The sequence below is a fragment of the Natranaeroarchaeum aerophilus genome (genome assembly GCF_023638055.1).
Lineage (GTDB): Archaea > Halobacteriota > Halobacteria > Halobacteriales > Natronoarchaeaceae > Natranaeroarchaeum > Natranaeroarchaeum aerophilum.
Genome location: NZ_JAKRVY010000007.1, coordinates 117,593 through 131,900, shown reverse-complemented (window position 1 = coordinate 131,900; position 14,308 = coordinate 117,593). Strand labels below are relative to the sequence as shown.

At 66.2% G+C, this 14,308-nt stretch carries 15 protein-coding genes; 10 read left to right on the top strand and 5 right to left on the bottom strand.

All coding sequences use genetic code 11. From position 1 onward, the window contains the following. Position 1 precedes the first annotated feature (1 nt). Genes cbiB through AArcSt11_RS12570 form a run of 6 tightly spaced genes read left to right on the top strand, consistent with a single transcriptional unit; the run spans position 2 to position 5,127 of the window. Positions 2 to 916, top strand: a complete 915-nt coding sequence (gene cbiB / locus AArcSt11_RS12595; protein WP_250597520.1) for an adenosylcobinamide-phosphate synthase CbiB — start codon at positions 2 to 4, stop codon at positions 914 to 916. Continuing rightward, on the top strand, positions 913 to 1,698 hold the full coding sequence (gene cobS, locus AArcSt11_RS12590) for an adenosylcobinamide-GDP ribazoletransferase (protein ID WP_250597666.1): 786 nt from the start codon (positions 913 to 915) through the stop codon (positions 1,696 to 1,698). Before cbiB ends, cobS begins: the two co-directional genes overlap by 4 nt. Further along, entirely contained in the window at positions 1,683 to 2,327 is a 645-nt protein-coding gene (locus AArcSt11_RS12585) for an NTP transferase domain-containing protein (RefSeq protein WP_353617775.1), read from the top strand. Before cobS ends, AArcSt11_RS12585 begins: the two co-directional genes overlap by 16 nt. Beyond that, a complete protein-coding gene (cobT, locus tag AArcSt11_RS12580) occupies positions 2,324 to 3,355 on the top strand; it encodes a nicotinate mononucleotide-dependent phosphoribosyltransferase CobT (protein ID WP_250597519.1) in 1,032 nt (343 codons plus the stop codon). The genes AArcSt11_RS12585 and cobT overlap by 4 nt, the downstream gene beginning before the upstream one ends. Position 3,356: 1 nt before the next feature. Beyond that, a complete protein-coding gene (locus AArcSt11_RS12575; RefSeq protein ID WP_250597517.1) occupies positions 3,357 to 4,367 on the top strand; it encodes an aminotransferase class I/II-fold pyridoxal phosphate-dependent enzyme in 1,011 nt (336 codons plus the stop codon). Beyond that, positions 4,360 to 5,127, top strand: coding sequence for an adenosylcobinamide amidohydrolase (locus AArcSt11_RS12570; RefSeq protein ID WP_250597515.1), 768 nt, complete (start codon positions 4,360 to 4,362; stop codon positions 5,125 to 5,127). Before AArcSt11_RS12575 ends, AArcSt11_RS12570 begins: the two co-directional genes overlap by 8 nt. A 2-nt stretch (positions 5,128 to 5,129) precedes the next feature. Here the strand turns inward: AArcSt11_RS12570 and AArcSt11_RS12565 are convergent, their stop codons facing one another. Genes AArcSt11_RS12565 through AArcSt11_RS12550 form a run of 4 tightly spaced genes read right to left on the bottom strand, consistent with a single transcriptional unit; the run spans position 5,130 to position 8,267 of the window. After that, positions 5,130 to 5,828, bottom strand: coding sequence for a TOBE domain-containing protein (locus tag AArcSt11_RS12565; protein ID WP_250597513.1), 699 nt, complete (start codon positions 5,826 to 5,828; stop codon positions 5,130 to 5,132). Continuing rightward, on the bottom strand, positions 5,821 to 6,648 hold the full coding sequence (locus AArcSt11_RS12560) for an amino acid ABC transporter ATP-binding protein (RefSeq protein WP_250597512.1): 828 nt from the start codon (positions 6,646 to 6,648) through the stop codon (positions 5,821 to 5,823). The genes AArcSt11_RS12565 and AArcSt11_RS12560 overlap by 8 nt, the downstream gene beginning before the upstream one ends. Continuing rightward, positions 6,645 to 7,355 (bottom strand): ABC transporter permease, encoded by a 711-nt coding sequence (locus AArcSt11_RS12555; protein WP_250597511.1) that lies wholly within the window; start codon positions 7,353 to 7,355, stop codon positions 6,645 to 6,647. The genes AArcSt11_RS12560 and AArcSt11_RS12555 overlap by 4 nt, the downstream gene beginning before the upstream one ends. Before the next feature lie 3 nt (positions 7,356 to 7,358). After that, complete coding sequence (locus AArcSt11_RS12550) at positions 7,359 to 8,267, bottom strand: ABC transporter substrate-binding protein (RefSeq protein ID WP_250597510.1); 909 nt, start codon at positions 8,265 to 8,267, stop codon at positions 7,359 to 7,361. A 213-nt stretch (positions 8,268 to 8,480) separates the two neighbouring features. On the opposite strand from AArcSt11_RS12550, the gene AArcSt11_RS12545 reads away from it, so the two are divergent. From AArcSt11_RS12545 to AArcSt11_RS12535, 3 genes are read left to right on the top strand one after another with little or no spacing between them, the layout of a single operon-like run. After that, a complete protein-coding gene (locus AArcSt11_RS12545; protein ID WP_250597509.1) occupies positions 8,481 to 9,806 on the top strand; it encodes a cobyrinic acid a,c-diamide synthase in 1,326 nt (441 codons plus the stop codon). Then, positions 9,803 to 10,459: a cob(I)yrinic acid a,c-diamide adenosyltransferase gene (locus AArcSt11_RS12540; protein ID WP_250597508.1), complete on the top strand. Its 657-nt coding sequence runs from the start codon at positions 9,803 to 9,805 to the stop codon at positions 10,457 to 10,459. The genes AArcSt11_RS12545 and AArcSt11_RS12540 overlap by 4 nt, the downstream gene beginning before the upstream one ends. A 35-nt stretch (positions 10,460 to 10,494) precedes the next feature. Further along, positions 10,495 to 12,051: a cobyric acid synthase gene (locus AArcSt11_RS12535; RefSeq protein WP_250597507.1), complete on the top strand. Its 1,557-nt coding sequence runs from the start codon at positions 10,495 to 10,497 to the stop codon at positions 12,049 to 12,051. A 178-nt stretch (positions 12,052 to 12,229) separates the two neighbouring features. Here AArcSt11_RS12535 and AArcSt11_RS12530 read toward each other — a convergent pair whose 3' ends face one another. After that, positions 12,230 to 12,841 (bottom strand): translation initiation factor IF-2 subunit beta, encoded by a 612-nt coding sequence (locus AArcSt11_RS12530; RefSeq protein WP_250597505.1) that lies wholly within the window; start codon positions 12,839 to 12,841, stop codon positions 12,230 to 12,232. 165 nt (positions 12,842 to 13,006) lie between these two features. On the opposite strand from AArcSt11_RS12530, the gene AArcSt11_RS12525 reads away from it, so the two are divergent. Next, positions 13,007 to 14,245, top strand: a complete 1,239-nt coding sequence (locus AArcSt11_RS12525; RefSeq protein WP_250597503.1) for a mandelate racemase/muconate lactonizing enzyme family protein — start codon at positions 13,007 to 13,009, stop codon at positions 14,243 to 14,245. Positions 14,246 to 14,308: the final 63 nt, after the last annotated feature.

The following is a 14,308-nucleotide window of genomic DNA, read 5'->3' as shown; positions in this document are numbered from 1 at the left end:
CGTGGCCGTCGAAATTACGCTCGCGGTCGTGCTTGCGGCCATCCTCGACCGGACTGTGCGTGAACTCCCGTCACGGATCCATCCAGTCGCCCTCTTCGGGAGCCTCGTCGGTCGGGCTGACAGGGAATGGGCTCGACCACGGCTGGCTGGTGTCGGTATGGCACTGGCACTTCCCGTGCTCCCGACGGCTGTCGCGTTCGGTATCGTCTCTGTGGCTGTTGCACTTCATCCCCTGCTGGGTGTCCTCGCCACTGGAACCGTCCTCTTTACGACGACCAGTTTACAGATGCTGTTGGAGGAGGCTGCAGGCGTAATAGAGGCCAGCGCGACGGACCCAGCCGCGGCCCGCGAGCGGTTGCCAGCGCTTGCGGGGCGTGATCCTGCTGACCTCTCGCCCGCCCTGCTACGCAGTGCCGCCGTTGAGAGCGCAAGCGAGAACCTCGCGGATGGTCTGGTCGCGCCGTTGCTCGCCTTTGCCCTGCTCGCGCCGGTCTCGATCGCGCTGGGTGCCGCCGCGGCGGCGTGGCTCAAGGCCGTGAACACGCTGGACTCGATGCTCGGGTACCCCTCGAAACCCCACGGCTGGGCAAGTGCCCGGCTCGACGACCTCGTCATGTGGGTGCCCGCCCGCCTTAGCGCCCTGCTGCTTTCTGCAGCGGCGCTCTCGCCCGATCCCGTGCTGACTGCGCGACGGTGGCGCGGCGAGACCGCCTCGCCCAACTCCGGGTGGCCGATGGCGACCGCCGCGGGCGCGCTGCAGGTCCGCCTCGAAAAGCCCGACGCGTACGTCCTCAACGAACTCGCCTCGCTGCCGACCACGGAGCAGGCCCGTCGCGGCGTCGCGCTCGTCGGCCGCGCTGGACTGCTCGCGTACGCCCTTGCCGCGCTGCCGGGGGTGATCGCGTGGCTGTTCTGAGCCTTGCAGGGCTGCGTGGCGCTGTCGGGTTTCTCACTCGCTTCCCGGTCGGTCACGACGAAACTGGGTGGGAAGCGTTTACCCGCACCCCCGCAACGTTCCCGGCCGTCGGCTATCTCGTCGGCGTGCTCGGCGCGCTCGTCTTTCTGGTTCCCGCCCCGCCGACCATTACGGCGTTTCTGTACGTCCTCGTCCTGTACGCTGTCACGGGTATCAACCACGCCGACGGCGTCGCCGATCTGGGTGACGCCGCGGTGGTCCATGGCGACCCGGAGCGACGGCGCGAGGTGCTCAAAGACAGCTCCCTCGGCGTCGGCGGGACGCTCGCACTTGTCGGGCTGCTTCTCGGCCTCGTGCTCGCGGCCGTTCCGCTTGCGGGGGCCCCCATCGCCGTTGCGGCGAGCATCGTCGTCGCCGCGGAGGTCGGCGCGAGACTGGGAACCGCCGTACTGGTCTGTGTCGGCACCGCGCCCCACGAGGGGCTCGGAAGCCAACTGACCGGTGTCAACGGCCCCCGAAGCCTCGTCGCACCCGTGCTGGTCGCGCTTCCCGCTGTCGTGCTCGCTCGTCCGTCGTACGTCGCCACGGCGGCCGTCGTCGCGGCGGTCGCGGTCGCACTCGCACTCTATCGCTGGTCCAGTGCCATGCTCGGTGGCGTCAACGGCGACGTGCTCGGTGCGACGACCGAGCTCGGGCGGCTCGGGGGGCTACTGGCTGGCGTGCTCGCGTGGACGCTCTGGACCGGCGATGTGATGGGGGTGATCGCGTGGACGCTCTCGTGATGTGTGGCGGCGAAGGGACCCGCCTCGCGGACTCGCTTGGCAGGGACGCTCCCGAAAAGCCGATGTACCCGATCGACGGGAGGCCGATGGTCGACCGGGTGCTGGATGCGCTCGAGGCGAGCGAGGTCGACCAGGTCCACGCTGCCGTCTCGCCCGCAACGCCCGAAACGCGCGGACACATCGCCGAGCGTGTTTCGGTGATCGAGACGCCCGGCAAGGGCTACGTTACGGACCTCTCGACGGCACTCGACAATATCGATCGGCCCGTCCTGACCGTCGCCGCGGATCTGCCGCTGCTGACCGGTTGCGTCGTCGACAGCATGCTTTCCGCCTACGCAGCTATTGGGATCGACGGCGGTTCGATGACCGTTGCGGTCCCGGCCACGCGCAAAGACCGTCTCGGCGTCTCCGCGGATACCGTAATGGAACGGGACGCGATGACTGCGGAGCTGATCGACGGGCGAGCAGACAGCGAGGAAATGCCCGACCGGATCGCGCCGACCGGCCTGAACGTGGTCGGTGCACCAACTGACACGAACACGGATACGATGTACCTGACAGACGACGAGCGACTGGTGGTGAACGTGAATCGAGCGCGAGACGCACGGATCGCGGAGGCACTGCTATGAGACTCGTCCTTGCGGCCGGAACGACGCGGACGGCGACCATCGAGGGGATCAGCGCCGCGGGAGCCACGCCGGAACTGATGGCGGACACCCCTGCGATCGACGCGGAGATCCTCGTCTACGGCCAGCCCGTATCGAGCGATCTGGTCCCCGTCAGCCCGACCGGCTGTCCAACCCCCGCGGTGATCTCGCGTGCCGTTCGCGAGCAGGTCGGCTTCGATGTGACGGTGATCGATGCCGGGCTCGCCGCCGAAACCGACGCACCGACGGTTTCGGTCGGTGCCGAGCCGGGCCGCGACATCCGCGAGGAGCGTGCCGTCCCGAACGTCGACGCGGTGTTCGATCGCGCCCGTGAACTCGGCCGGTCGCTGCCGGATGACGAGCTATTTATCGGCGAGACGATCCCCGGCGGGACGACGACCGCCGCGGCGCTGCTCCGCGCGCTCGGCACCGATCTGGGCGTCTCCTCGTCGCTGCCCGAGAACCCAATCCCACTGAAAGAGCAGGTCGCCACAGCGGCGCTCGATGCGAGCGGGAGTGCTCCCGGCGAGCTGGTCGACTCGCCACTGACTGCTGTCGAGGCGGTCGGCGACCCGGTCCAGGCGACCGTCGCAGGTCTGACCGTCGGCGCGCTCGAATCCGGGAGTTCGGTGACGCTCGCGGGCGGGACACAGCTGGTCGCGACCGCCGCGCTGGTTCGGGCGTTCGGATGTGACGAACCTCTCTCACTGGCTACTACCTCCTTTGTCGCCGCCGACCCGGCGGTCGACCTCGATGCCGCAGCATCGACGCTCGACCTCGACGTAGCGGCGACCGATCCCGGCTTCGAGCGAAGCGAGCACGTCGCAATGGAGCGATACGTCGCTGGCGAAGCGAAAGAGGGCGTCGGGATGGGTGGGGCGCTGGCGCTTGCCGAGCGCGATGGGATCGGAATGAAGACGATCAGAGCGCAGATCGCGGCGGTGTACGATCGGCTCGATCCCGACTCGACGCCGGAAAGCGCGCCAGCAGCCGATCGAGGTGACCGCTGAGATGGATCCCGACGCGGTGCGGACGACCGACCGAGTACCCCACGGCGGGAGCGACGATCCGGAGGAGCTAGATTTTAGTGCCAATACAAATACGGAGATACCGCCTGGCACCGAGGCGGTCTACCGCGAGGCGTTCTCGGCCTCGCGCCGATATCCGAACGACGCCTATCCGGAGTTCCGGGCCGCCGCCGCGGAGTATGTCGAGTGCGGTCCCGAACAGATCGTCCCGACCCCCGGCGGGCTCGCGGCGATCCGGCTGGCGATCGAGACGACCGTCGACGCCGGCGAGAGCGTGCTCGTCCCGACACCGAGTTTCGGCGAGTACGCCCGGGAGGTCGAGTTACAGGGAGCGGACCCCGCGTTCGTGTCTCACGACCGGTTGCTCGACGCCGATCCGGCCGACCACGCCCTCGCCATCGTCTGCACGCCGAACAATCCGACCGGAGAGGCCTACGATCCCGACGCACTCCGCGAGTTCGCAGCCCGCTGTCGCGACGTCGATACCCGCTTGCTCGTCGACGAGGCGTTCCTCGGCTTCACCGACATACCCTCGCTTGCCGGGGAGGAGGGCGTGATCGTCGCGCGCTCGCTGACGAAGCTGTTCGGCCTGCCGGGCCTCCGGGCTGGCTTCGCCGTTGCGACAGGAGACGAGCGTGACACACTGCAGACCGCACGCCGTGCGTGGAACCTCGGGACGCCCGCCGCGGCGGTCGGAGCCCACTGTCTCCGCGCCGACGAGTTCGTCGCCGAGACGCGTCGGCGCATCGAGCACGAGCGCGAACGGATGCGGGAGACACTCTCGGCCCGATACGACGTCCATCCATCGGATTCTCCCTTCCTCCTCCTCGACGTCGGCGAAGGGGAGGTAGACGACCTGCTGGCACACGCACACCAACACGGAATCGCACTCAGGGACGCCCGGACGTTCCGCGAACTCGACTCGCACGTTCGGGTCGCCATGAAGGATAGCGAGGCGAACGATCGGCTGCTGGAGGTGCTCGTGAATGCCTGATATTCGGGTTCGCAACGAGGTCCTGCAACTGCTCGCCCCCGAGACATCGTGGCTCTCGACGGGCTGGGACGGTGGACGAATCCGGGCAGACGCCGCGTACAACTGCACGGTCCCGGATGGCTGGGATCGGACCGATCTGGATGAGTATATCGCGGAGCGACGGACTCAGGCAGGCTTCGAGCACGTGGGGCCGACGCTGCTTACCGGCGTCGAAATGACCCACGCGCGCTGTGCACGGCTCACCGCCGAGCGCGACGCGGGCGATAAAAACAGCAGCAAGGACAGCATCGACGTGCTCGCGGTTGCCACCGCGGGCGTCTCGAATCCCGCCACTCTGTTTCCCGAGGAGGACACCGCTGCGGACCCGGAGTCCCACGGAGATAGCGATACAGAACATCCCGAACCGGGGACGGTGAACCTGCTCGTCCACGTCGATCACCCACTCGCGGCGGGCGCACTCGCCAACCTGATTGCGGTCGTCGCAGAGGCCAAAGCGGCAACGCTCCTGCGCGAGACGGGCTTTCCGGGGACCACCACGGATGCGGTGATCGTCGGGGCTGGCAACTCGTCCGGCGGCGTCGAGCCGATACGGTTCACTGGCAGCGGAACACCGATCGGCGCGGCGGCCCGGGCCTGCGTGCGGGACGCGCTTCAGGCCAGTCTTGGGGCCAGATACGACGAAACACCGGTTCCCGAGACGGTCGCCGACGCGGAGTATGGAGTGGTGACCGACCGCTCCGCGAACGTGTTTCGTCCCTGAGATCACTCCCGATCGCCGACGATCCGCGTCGCCGTTGCCTTCCAGGTAAGCGTGACCTGACAGCCCTCCCTCAGCCCGAGGCGCTGCTCGCTGTCCGACGTGACGAGCGTCTCAAACGTCGTTCCGCCGACCTCGATATGTGCTGTCACGACGGTCTCACCGCGGTCGATTCCGACGACCTCGCCCGAAACCCGATTTCTCGCACTCGTCGCGTCTGGGTCCGGTTCTGCTGCGTTGTCGAGCACCGTAATCGCGTCCGCGCCGATCCGAACCTGGACCCGCTGGCCTCGCTCGCTCCCGTCGTGGAGGCCTCGCACCGTGCCCACTTGCGTCTCGACCAGCGCGAGTTCGCCGTCGACCGACGTGACGTCCCCATAGAGGACAGTCTCGGGAACCTGGGCCGTCGCGTCGAGGGCGGCCCGGAGCCGCTCGTAGCGGTTCAGCAGATCCCTCGCAGTCTCAGTAAGGCGACTCCCACCGCCGTCGCGACCACCGCGCTGCCGCCGGACGAGCGACCCGAAGGCCGCTTCGAGCGCCTCGATTCGTGTCAGCGCCCGTGCCCGGGAGCGATCGAGTTCGGAGGCGGCCCTCGCAACCGACCCGGCCTGTGCGATCGCGCGGAGCAACGCGGCGTCGCGGGCGTCGAACTCGACATCCCCCTCGACGAGCGCCGCCTCACCCCGTCCGCGCGTCTCAGTCACCGTTCTCACCCGCCGTGTAGACGAGTTCGCCGTCGATGAACCGCCGCGCCCGGGGATCATCGGGATCACTGAACACCCGCTCTGCCGGCCCGACCTCGATGAGGCTTCCATCGAGCATCACCGCTACCCGGTCGGCCAGTCGCTCCGCCTGGTGCATGTCGTGGGTCGCCACGGCGACGCCGATCCCCCGGTTCCGCGCCGTTCCGACTGCCTCCTCGATCAGGGCGGTGTTTCGCGGGTCGAGATCCGAGGTCGGCTCGTCCAGCAACAGGACGTCGGGATCGTACGCGAGCGCCCGGGCGAACGCGACCCGCTGTGCCTCACCGCCCGAGAGGGATCTAACCGTCTGTGTTGCGACGTCCGCGAGGCCGACCGTCTCCAGCGCGTCGGTCACCCTGTGAGTCGTGCGTGCGCCGAAGAGCCGCGCACCCCACTCCCGGATCCGGGATCGCCAGTCGCGCCGGACGTGCAACCCGTAGCTCACGTTCCGTCGGACGGTTGCGTCGAACAGGTTCGGCTCCTGAAACACCATGCCGATCCGGCGTCGCGCCATGAGGCGCTCGCGTTCGGACTGGGACCAGACGTCCCCTCCATTCATCCGGATCTCCCCCTCGTCGGGCGGGTAGAACGCGGCGAGTAGCTCCAGCAGGGTCGTCTTGCCGGTCCCCGAGGGACCGATCACTGCGAGGATCTCACCGCGTTCGAGGCCGAGCGAGATTTCATCGAGTACGCCGGTGTCGTCGAACCCGTGGCTCACGTCCGTGGCGACGATCCCATCCTCGACTCGGCGACGTTTGGTCTCGATCACTCGATCGCTCATATCCGCCCACCCCCGAGCCGGAGCACGACAGCGTTGACCAGCAAGACGAGTACGAGCAATATTCCGCCGAGCAGGAGTGCAAGCTCGAAGCGACCCTGTCGGGCTTCGAGCTGGATCGCGGTCGTCAACGTTCGCGTAATTGCGGTGCCGTCCGCGCCGGCGATGTTTCCGCCAACGATAAGGACGGAGCCGACCTCGCTGATCGCTCGCCCGAGCCCGGCCAGAACGCCTGTAGCGATCCCGTACCGGGCTTCCTTGATCGTGACGAGTGCAACGTCGAGGCGCGTCCCGCCGAGCGCGTAGGAGGCGTCCCGGACCCCCTCATCCACGCCCGTGACGGCGGCGAGACTGACGCCGGTGATCACGGGTGTGGCGAGCACGAACTGTGACATGATCATCGCCTCCTTCGTGAACACGAGATCGAAGGTCCCGAGCGGCCCCTGATTCGAGACGAGAAAGAGAACCGCCAGCCCGACGACGACGCTCGGCAGGCCCATCCCGGTGTTGATCAGCGCGATCGCGAGCCGTCGGCCCGGGAACTCGGCGAAGCCGACGAGCATCGCGACGGGAAGGCTGACGAGCGTGCTCAGTACGACGGCTGTGAGGCTCACGTACAGCGAGACGAAGACGATACTCCGTACGTAGTTCGACTCGAAGGGGAACTCGACGAGCGGGAGCGTTGCAAGCTCGACGATCGCGCCGACCATCTCTCAGCACTCCTCCCGCGTCCAGTCTTCCGGAAGGTACTGTTCGAAGTTCGGCTCTTCTGAAAGCGCCCGCGGAAAGAACAGCTGTTCGCCCTCGACAGTGTAAGACTCGATGACGTCCTGGCCCACCCGCGAGGTGAGAAAGCCGATGTAGGCGAGCGCGAGATCGTATGCAACGTTGTCGTGGACTGCGGGGTTCACGGCGACGATCCCGTAGGGGTTCGCCAGCAGCTCCGGTCCCTCCTCGATCGGCCCCTCAACGCGGATCCCCACCCCGAGTTGTGAGCGCATCGAGAGGAAGGTACCACGATCGGCGAGCGTGTAGCCCTCGCTCTGGTCGGCCTGTACGAGCACCTGCCCCATCCCGCTCCCGGCCTCTCGGTACCACTCTCCTCCCGGATCCATCCCGGCGGCGTCCCAGAGTTCGAGTTCCTTCGTGTGCGTGCCGGAGCTGTCGCCCCGCGAGACGAAGACGCTCTCGGAGTCGGCGATCGCTCGAAACGCCTCCGTGACGTCATCCATTCCGTCGATCCCTGCGGGATCGTCGTCCGGTCCGACGACAACGAAGTCGTTGTACATCAGATCACGGCGGTTGACGCCGTAGCCCTCCCGGATGAACTCGTCTTCGAGCGACCGGGCGTGGACCATGACGACGTCCGCGTCGCCGCGTCGCCCGGTTTCGAGTGCCGCACCGGTCCCCTCGTTGACCGCTGCGACCCCCGTGCCGAACCGCTCCTCGAAGGCGAGGTTCAGTTCGTCGACCAGCCCGGTGTCGTACGTGCTCGTCGTCGTCGTGAGCGTCAGCGTTTCGTCGGTAATCCCCGCGTCGCCGCTATCATCAGTATCGCTACATCCTGCAATCGCCACCGCTGTCCCTCCCCCGAGCGTCGCGACGAACTCGCGTCGATGCATCGTGTATGATACAACGACTATCGGCTACTTACATAATTATTAGGCATTATCGTAACCAGATGCGATTACATCGCCGCCGAGAAGCGGTCTGCGCTACCGGCCATTCTCGAGATGTGAAGCACAACAAATTTTTATTTATTGCAATTGTTTTTGTATCCAGATGACCAGGACAGGAAGTTCGAGGCGACCGATGTCGATCCGGGGTAATCGGGTGTGAAGGGATTCGTGCTCGGCGGAACGGCCTCCGGGGTCGGCAAGACCGTCGCGACGCTCGCCACTATTCGGGCCCTCGAACGATCAGGTGAGAGAGTCCAGCCAGCGAAGGCTGGCCCGGACTTCATCGATCCCAGCCATCACGAGGCGGTCGCTGGCCGTCCGTCCCGGACGCTGGATTGCTGGCTGCAGGGGAGCTCCGGGGTGCGACGGAACTACTATCGACCGACTGAGGCCGAAGACCCGCCAACCATTTGCGTCGTCGAGGGCGTGATGGGGCTGTACGACGGCGACGGCTCCTCGACCGCGATGGTTGCAGAGACCCTCGATCTGCCGGTCGTGCTCGTGGTTGACGCGAAGGCGGGGATGGAAAGCGTCGCCGCCACTTCCTACGGCTTCCAGCAGTACGCAGAGCAGGCGGGTCGCAAGATCGACGTGGTCGGCGTCATCGCCCAGCGCGCCCACGGCGGTCGACACGAGGCAGGAATCCGGGACGCGCTGCCCGAGTCGATCGAGTATCTCGGCCGGATCCCGCCGGACGACGACCTCGAAATCCCGGATCGACATCTCGGGCTGGAGCTGGGCGAGGAAGCCGCGCTCCCGGTCGAAGCTCTCGACGCCGCCGCAGAACACCTGCGAGCGGATCGGCTGCGCGATATCGCGCATACCCCACCGCGACCCGATACGGAGACAGCATCGACCGATGACGCCACCGGCGCGACGGTCGCCGTAGCACGTGGGACGGCCTTTGCCTTTGCCTACCCGGGGACCCTCGAACAGCTCCGGGAGCGGGCCGACGTGGTGACGTTCTCGCCCGCGGCGGGCGACGACCTTCCCCCCTGTGACGGCGTCTACCTCCCCGGTGGCTATCCCGAGTTGCGCGCCGAGTCGCTCGCGGCGAGTCCTGCGCTGTCGACGCTGGCCGAGCGAGCCGCAGAGGGTCTTCCGATCCTCGGCGAATGCGGCGGCCTGATGACTCTCTGTGAGTCGCTGACGACGGCGGACGGCGAGCGCCACGAGATGGCGGGCATCCTCCCCGCCGACGTGACGATGCACGACCGGTATCAGGCGCTCGATCACGTCGAACTGGAGGCCCGCGACGACACGCTCACTGCCAGCGGTGGCGGGCGACTGCGCGGTCACGAGTTCCATTACTCCAGCGCCGACGTTGCGGGTGACGCACGGTTTGCCTTCGACGTCCGGCGTGGCGACGGTATCGACGACGAGCAGGACGGGCTCACCGAGTATCGAACCCTTGGGACGTACGCCCACGTCCACCCGGAGAGCGGCGCGTTCGACAGTTTTCTCGACACACTCGACACATGACAGACGATATCCAGACTGATGACGACGGTGACAGCGAAGGACCAACACTGGGCGGGCGGAAACCAACCGCCCAGCCCATCGAACCGAGCGAACCCGATGAGTTCGGGCTGGTCCAGGTCTGGTGGGGCGACGGAAAGGGAAAGACCACCGCCGCGATGGGAATGGGACTGCGCGCGGCGGGCCACGGCTACCGCGTCCACATGCTCCAGTTCATGAAAGGCGGCGCCGAGACCGTCGAGGACGTCCGCGGCGAGTACAACGCGATCGAGCACATCCCCGGATTCACGTACGAGAACGCCGGCCACTACGGCTGGCACGGCTTCGGCGCGGCGGGCGGCGATCCGGACCACGACGAACGGGCACAGGCGGCCTTCGAGCGCGCCGGGGAACTCATCATGGAGGGTATCGACGGCGAGGACCTCCACATGCTGATCCTCGATGAAATACTGTACGCCGCGGACCGTGAGCTGGTCGATCCCGAAGGGCTCCTCGATCTGCTCGAGCGCGCCCCTGACGAGCTCGAACTCGTCCTGACGGGGAGCCACGAGGAGCCGACCTACCTCCTCGAACACGCGGATCTCGTCACCGAGGTTGGCAAAGTAAAACATCCGATCGACGTCGGACAGGCTGCCCGCAAGGGAACCGAGTACTGACGAGGCGCGAGGACGTCGACGCGGAGTCGGCTGCGGTGGCCGAGGACCATACGAGAAACGACTCCGACACGCCGACCCTCCTGATCGGCGGGACGGCCAGCCACGTCGGCAAGAGCACGATCGCTGCGGGGATCTGCCGATATCTCGCCGATCGTGGCGTCGACGTCGCGCCGTTCAAGGCACAGAACATGAGCAACAACGCCCGGGTCGTCCCACGGGCGGGCCAGACGGCGGGTGCTGATGACGGCGCAGGAAGCGGCGAGATCGGCGTCTCCCAGTACGTCCAGTCCCGTGCGGCGCGTCGGCCACCGACCACGGACGCCAATCCCGTCCTGTTGAAACCGCGCGGCGACGGCGAGAGCCAGCTCGTGATCGACGGCCGGGTGGTCGGTCACTACTCGGCCGGTGAGTACTACGACGAGCACTGGGATCGTGCGCGAGCGGCGGCGGTCGACGCGCACCGACGACTTGCCGACGACGCCGACATCGTCGTCGCCGAGGGTGCGGGCGGGATGGGTGAGATCAACCTCCACCACCGGGATCTCGCGAACGTCGAGACGGCCCGGTTTACCGACGCAACGATTCTGCTCGTCGCGGACATCGAGCGCGGCGGCGCGTTCGCCAGCCTCGTTGGGACGCTCTCGCTCCTGCCCGACGACCTCCGCGAGCAGGTTGGCGGCGTCGTCATCACGAAGTTCCGGGGCGATCGCTCGATCCTCGAACCGGGAATCGCGGAGTTCGAAGAACGGACGGGTGTGTCGGTACTTGGCGTCGTCCCCTACGACGATCCCGGCCTGCCCGCCGAGGACAGCGTCTCGCTCCCCCCGGTTGGCGAGCATTCCCTGCGTGGCACCGAGGACGGCGTCCCGGACGACCGCGCGGTGACGATCGCCGTTCCGCGGCTTCCCCGTATCTCGAACTTCACCGATCTGGAGCCGCTCGAACGCGAGTCCGGCGTCCGGGTGTCGTACCGACCACCCGATGCAGCCTACGGCGACACCGACGCGCTGGTACTTCCGGGGACGAAAAACACCGTCGACGACCTGCTCGCGCTACGGGATGCGGGCTTCGACGAGGAGATCCGGCGGTTCGACGGCCCGATCGTCGGGCTCTGTGGCGGCTACCAGTTACTGGGCGAGCGGATCACGAACGCAGATATCGAGGGTACAGGTGAGCGAACCACAGTCGAGGGACTCGGTCTCTTGCCCGTCGAGACCAGATTTTCGTCGGAGAAATGCCTCGAACAGACCAGGCGAGAACTTTCGGGGACAGGGCCGCTCGACGGGGCGAGTGGTCCGGTGTCGGGCTACGAGATTCACATGGGGGAAACGACGCTCACGGGACCGGTCGACCGGCCGTTTCCCGAAGCTGGGGCGGCAACCGAGAGCGTTCTGGGTACGTATCTCCACGGGCTCTTCGAAAATCGGACCGCCAGAGAGGCGTTCCTCCAGACGGTGTTCGAGGCGGCGGGGATCGACCGGCCCAGGGGGACGACGCCACGACGAACCAGCTACGACCAGGCTGCGGCGCTGATCGAGAAGTTCGTCGCGCTCGATAAACTCGACGTAGAGAGGCTACCCGAGATGTGTTAAATCGCCATCATTCGGCGGGTCTCGTGACAGCAGAGGCCGCAAGCTTTAGTACATTGGATGGGCAGGATAGCGTGTGGTCGTTTACAGTCCCGTCACACGAGACGGCCACGCTCCGTATGCTGACAGTTCCCCAACTGATTTGCGGGTCTCGGACCCGTGAAATTCTCCCCTTTCGTACCTAGTTCGCGAGCCGTGAGAACGCAAGCGTGCCACTGATGTTTTTGATATACACTTCGACTACGTCCCCTTCCTCCGCGCCGGGGACGAAGATGGTATACTTGCCTTTCTCGGCCACACCGTCGCCTTTCCGTCCCGTGCCAGTGATCTTGACCTCGTAGGTCTTGCCCTCCTCGACGGCGGCCGTCGAGACGTTGCTGCTCGTACTGGAGCGTTTCGAGACCGGCCGGAACGCACCGCAAGCGTCACAGCGAAGCATCGGCGTCCGGTCCTCGCGGACGAGTCGGGTGTCCGGTAGTCCACACTCGGTACAGGTAACGTACTCGTCGGTGTACTTTGCGACTGCGGCGTCGAAGTCGCCGTCGGAGAAGCTACCGTTGTATCGGCCGCGTCCCTCCTCGAACGTCCCGCTGGTGCCGAGTTCGCGCTGGACGAAGCGGTGGAGGTGTTCGGGATCACGCGAGAGCGTGTCCGCGATGTCGGAGAGGTTCGTAAACCGCGTGAATGCCCCGTCTTTCTGGGCCGTCGCGTCGGGAATCGAGAGCCGCTCGTCACTGCCGCCGATATCGGGCGTCTCCTCGATGGCCCGATCCAGACTGTCTTCGTAATCCATGCTCGAATCCAGCGCGTCGAAACGTAAAGAGCGTTCGGTACGGGGCATTCGGCCAGTCGGTGCACAGGATCCGGAGAGACCCGAGGGAGGGCGATACGTGGTTCGCCCGAACGGGTTCGGGGGCATATCTCAAGGTTTTACTGTATGCTTAGTAAAGCACGGAGCATGGGTGTCAATTACGGCGACCTGCACGATCCGAATGCGGAGTACACGATGCGCGATCTCTCTTCTGAGACGATGGGAGTGACGAATGAACGAGGCGGCGGTCGCGATGTCGAGATCACCGATATCCAGACGACGATGGTCGATGGGAACTTCCCATGGACCCTCGTCCGAATCTACACTGACACCGGGATCGTCGGTACCGGCGAGGCCTACTGGGGTGCTGGCACACCGGAACTCATCGAGCGAATGACACCGTTCCTGCAGGGGGAGAACCCGCTGGATATCGACCGACTCACGGAGCATCTCACCCAGAAGATGTCCGGTGAGGGATCGATCGGCGGCGTCACGGTCACCGCCATCTCCGGCATCGAGGTCGCACTGCACGACCTTGCAGGGAAGATTCTCGATCTCCCGGCCTACCAGCTTATGGGCGGCAAGTACCGCGACGAGATGCGTGTCTACTGTGACTGTCACACCGAGGAGGAGGCAGACCCCATCGCCTGCGCCGACGAGGCCGAACGCGTCGTCGAAGAACTCGGTTACGACGCCCTGAAGTTCGATCTCGACGTCCCATCGGGCCACGAGAAAGACCGCGCGAACCGTCACCTGCGCGAACCGGAAATCGATCACAAGGTCAGCATCGTCGAGGCCGTCACCGAACGCGTCGGATCGCGTGCAGACGTTGCGTTCGACTGTCACTGGACGTTTTCGGGCGGCAGCGCAAAGCGACTTGCAAAAGCGCTCGAACCGTACGACGTCTGGTGGCTCGAAGACCCCGTCCCGCCGGAGAACCACGACGTTCAGCGCGAGGTCACGCAGTCGACGACCACGCCGATCACCGCCGGGGAGAACGTCTACCGCAAGCACGGCCAGCGCCGCCTCATCGAGAATCAGGCTGTCGACATGATCGCCCCCGACATGCCGAAGGTCGGCGGCATGCGTGAAACTGCAAAAATCGCCGACAAGGCCGACATGTATTACATGCCGGTGGCGATGCACAACGTCGCCTCGCCCGTCGCGACGATGGCGAGCGCCCACGTCGGCGCGGCGATCCCGAACTCGCTGGCCGTCGAGTACCACTCCTACGAACTCGGCTGGTGGGAGGATCTCGTCGAGGAGGACGTCATCGAGGACGGCTACATCGAGATTCCCGAAGAGCCGGGTCTGGGTGTCACCCTCGACATGGACGTCGTCAAGGAGAAGATGGTTGAGGGCGAGACGTTGTTCGACGAGGCCTGAGCCGAAGGCAAGTTCGCCGGAGACGGGGTGTCCGGTAACCCGGGTCGCTTGCAGCACGCACGA

Coding starts and splice junctions, on each gene's coding strand:
- AArcSt11_RS12560 (WP_250597512.1), bottom strand. CDS start 6,648: ATGAGCGATCGAGTGATCGAGACCAAACGTCGCCGAGTCGAGGATGGG.
- AArcSt11_RS12550 (WP_250597510.1), bottom strand. CDS start 8,267: ATGCATCGACGCGAGTTCGTCGCGACGCTCGGGGGAGGGACAGCGGTG.
- AArcSt11_RS12575 (WP_250597517.1), top strand. CDS start 3,357: ATGGATCCCGACGCGGTGCGGACGACCGACCGAGTACCCCACGGCGGG.
- AArcSt11_RS12570 (WP_250597515.1), top strand. CDS start 4,360: ATGCCTGATATTCGGGTTCGCAACGAGGTCCTGCAACTGCTCGCCCCC.
- AArcSt11_RS12555 (WP_250597511.1), bottom strand. CDS start 7,355: ATGGTCGGCGCGATCGTCGAGCTTGCAACGCTCCCGCTCGTCGAGTTC.
- AArcSt11_RS12540 (WP_250597508.1), top strand. CDS start 9,803: ATGACAGACGATATCCAGACTGATGACGACGGTGACAGCGAAGGACCA.
- cobT (WP_250597519.1), top strand. CDS start 2,324: ATGAGACTCGTCCTTGCGGCCGGAACGACGCGGACGGCGACCATCGAG.
- AArcSt11_RS12525 (WP_250597503.1), top strand. CDS start 13,007: ATGGGTGTCAATTACGGCGACCTGCACGATCCGAATGCGGAGTACACG.
- AArcSt11_RS12530 (WP_250597505.1), bottom strand. CDS start 12,841: ATGGATTACGAAGACAGTCTGGATCGGGCCATCGAGGAGACGCCCGAT.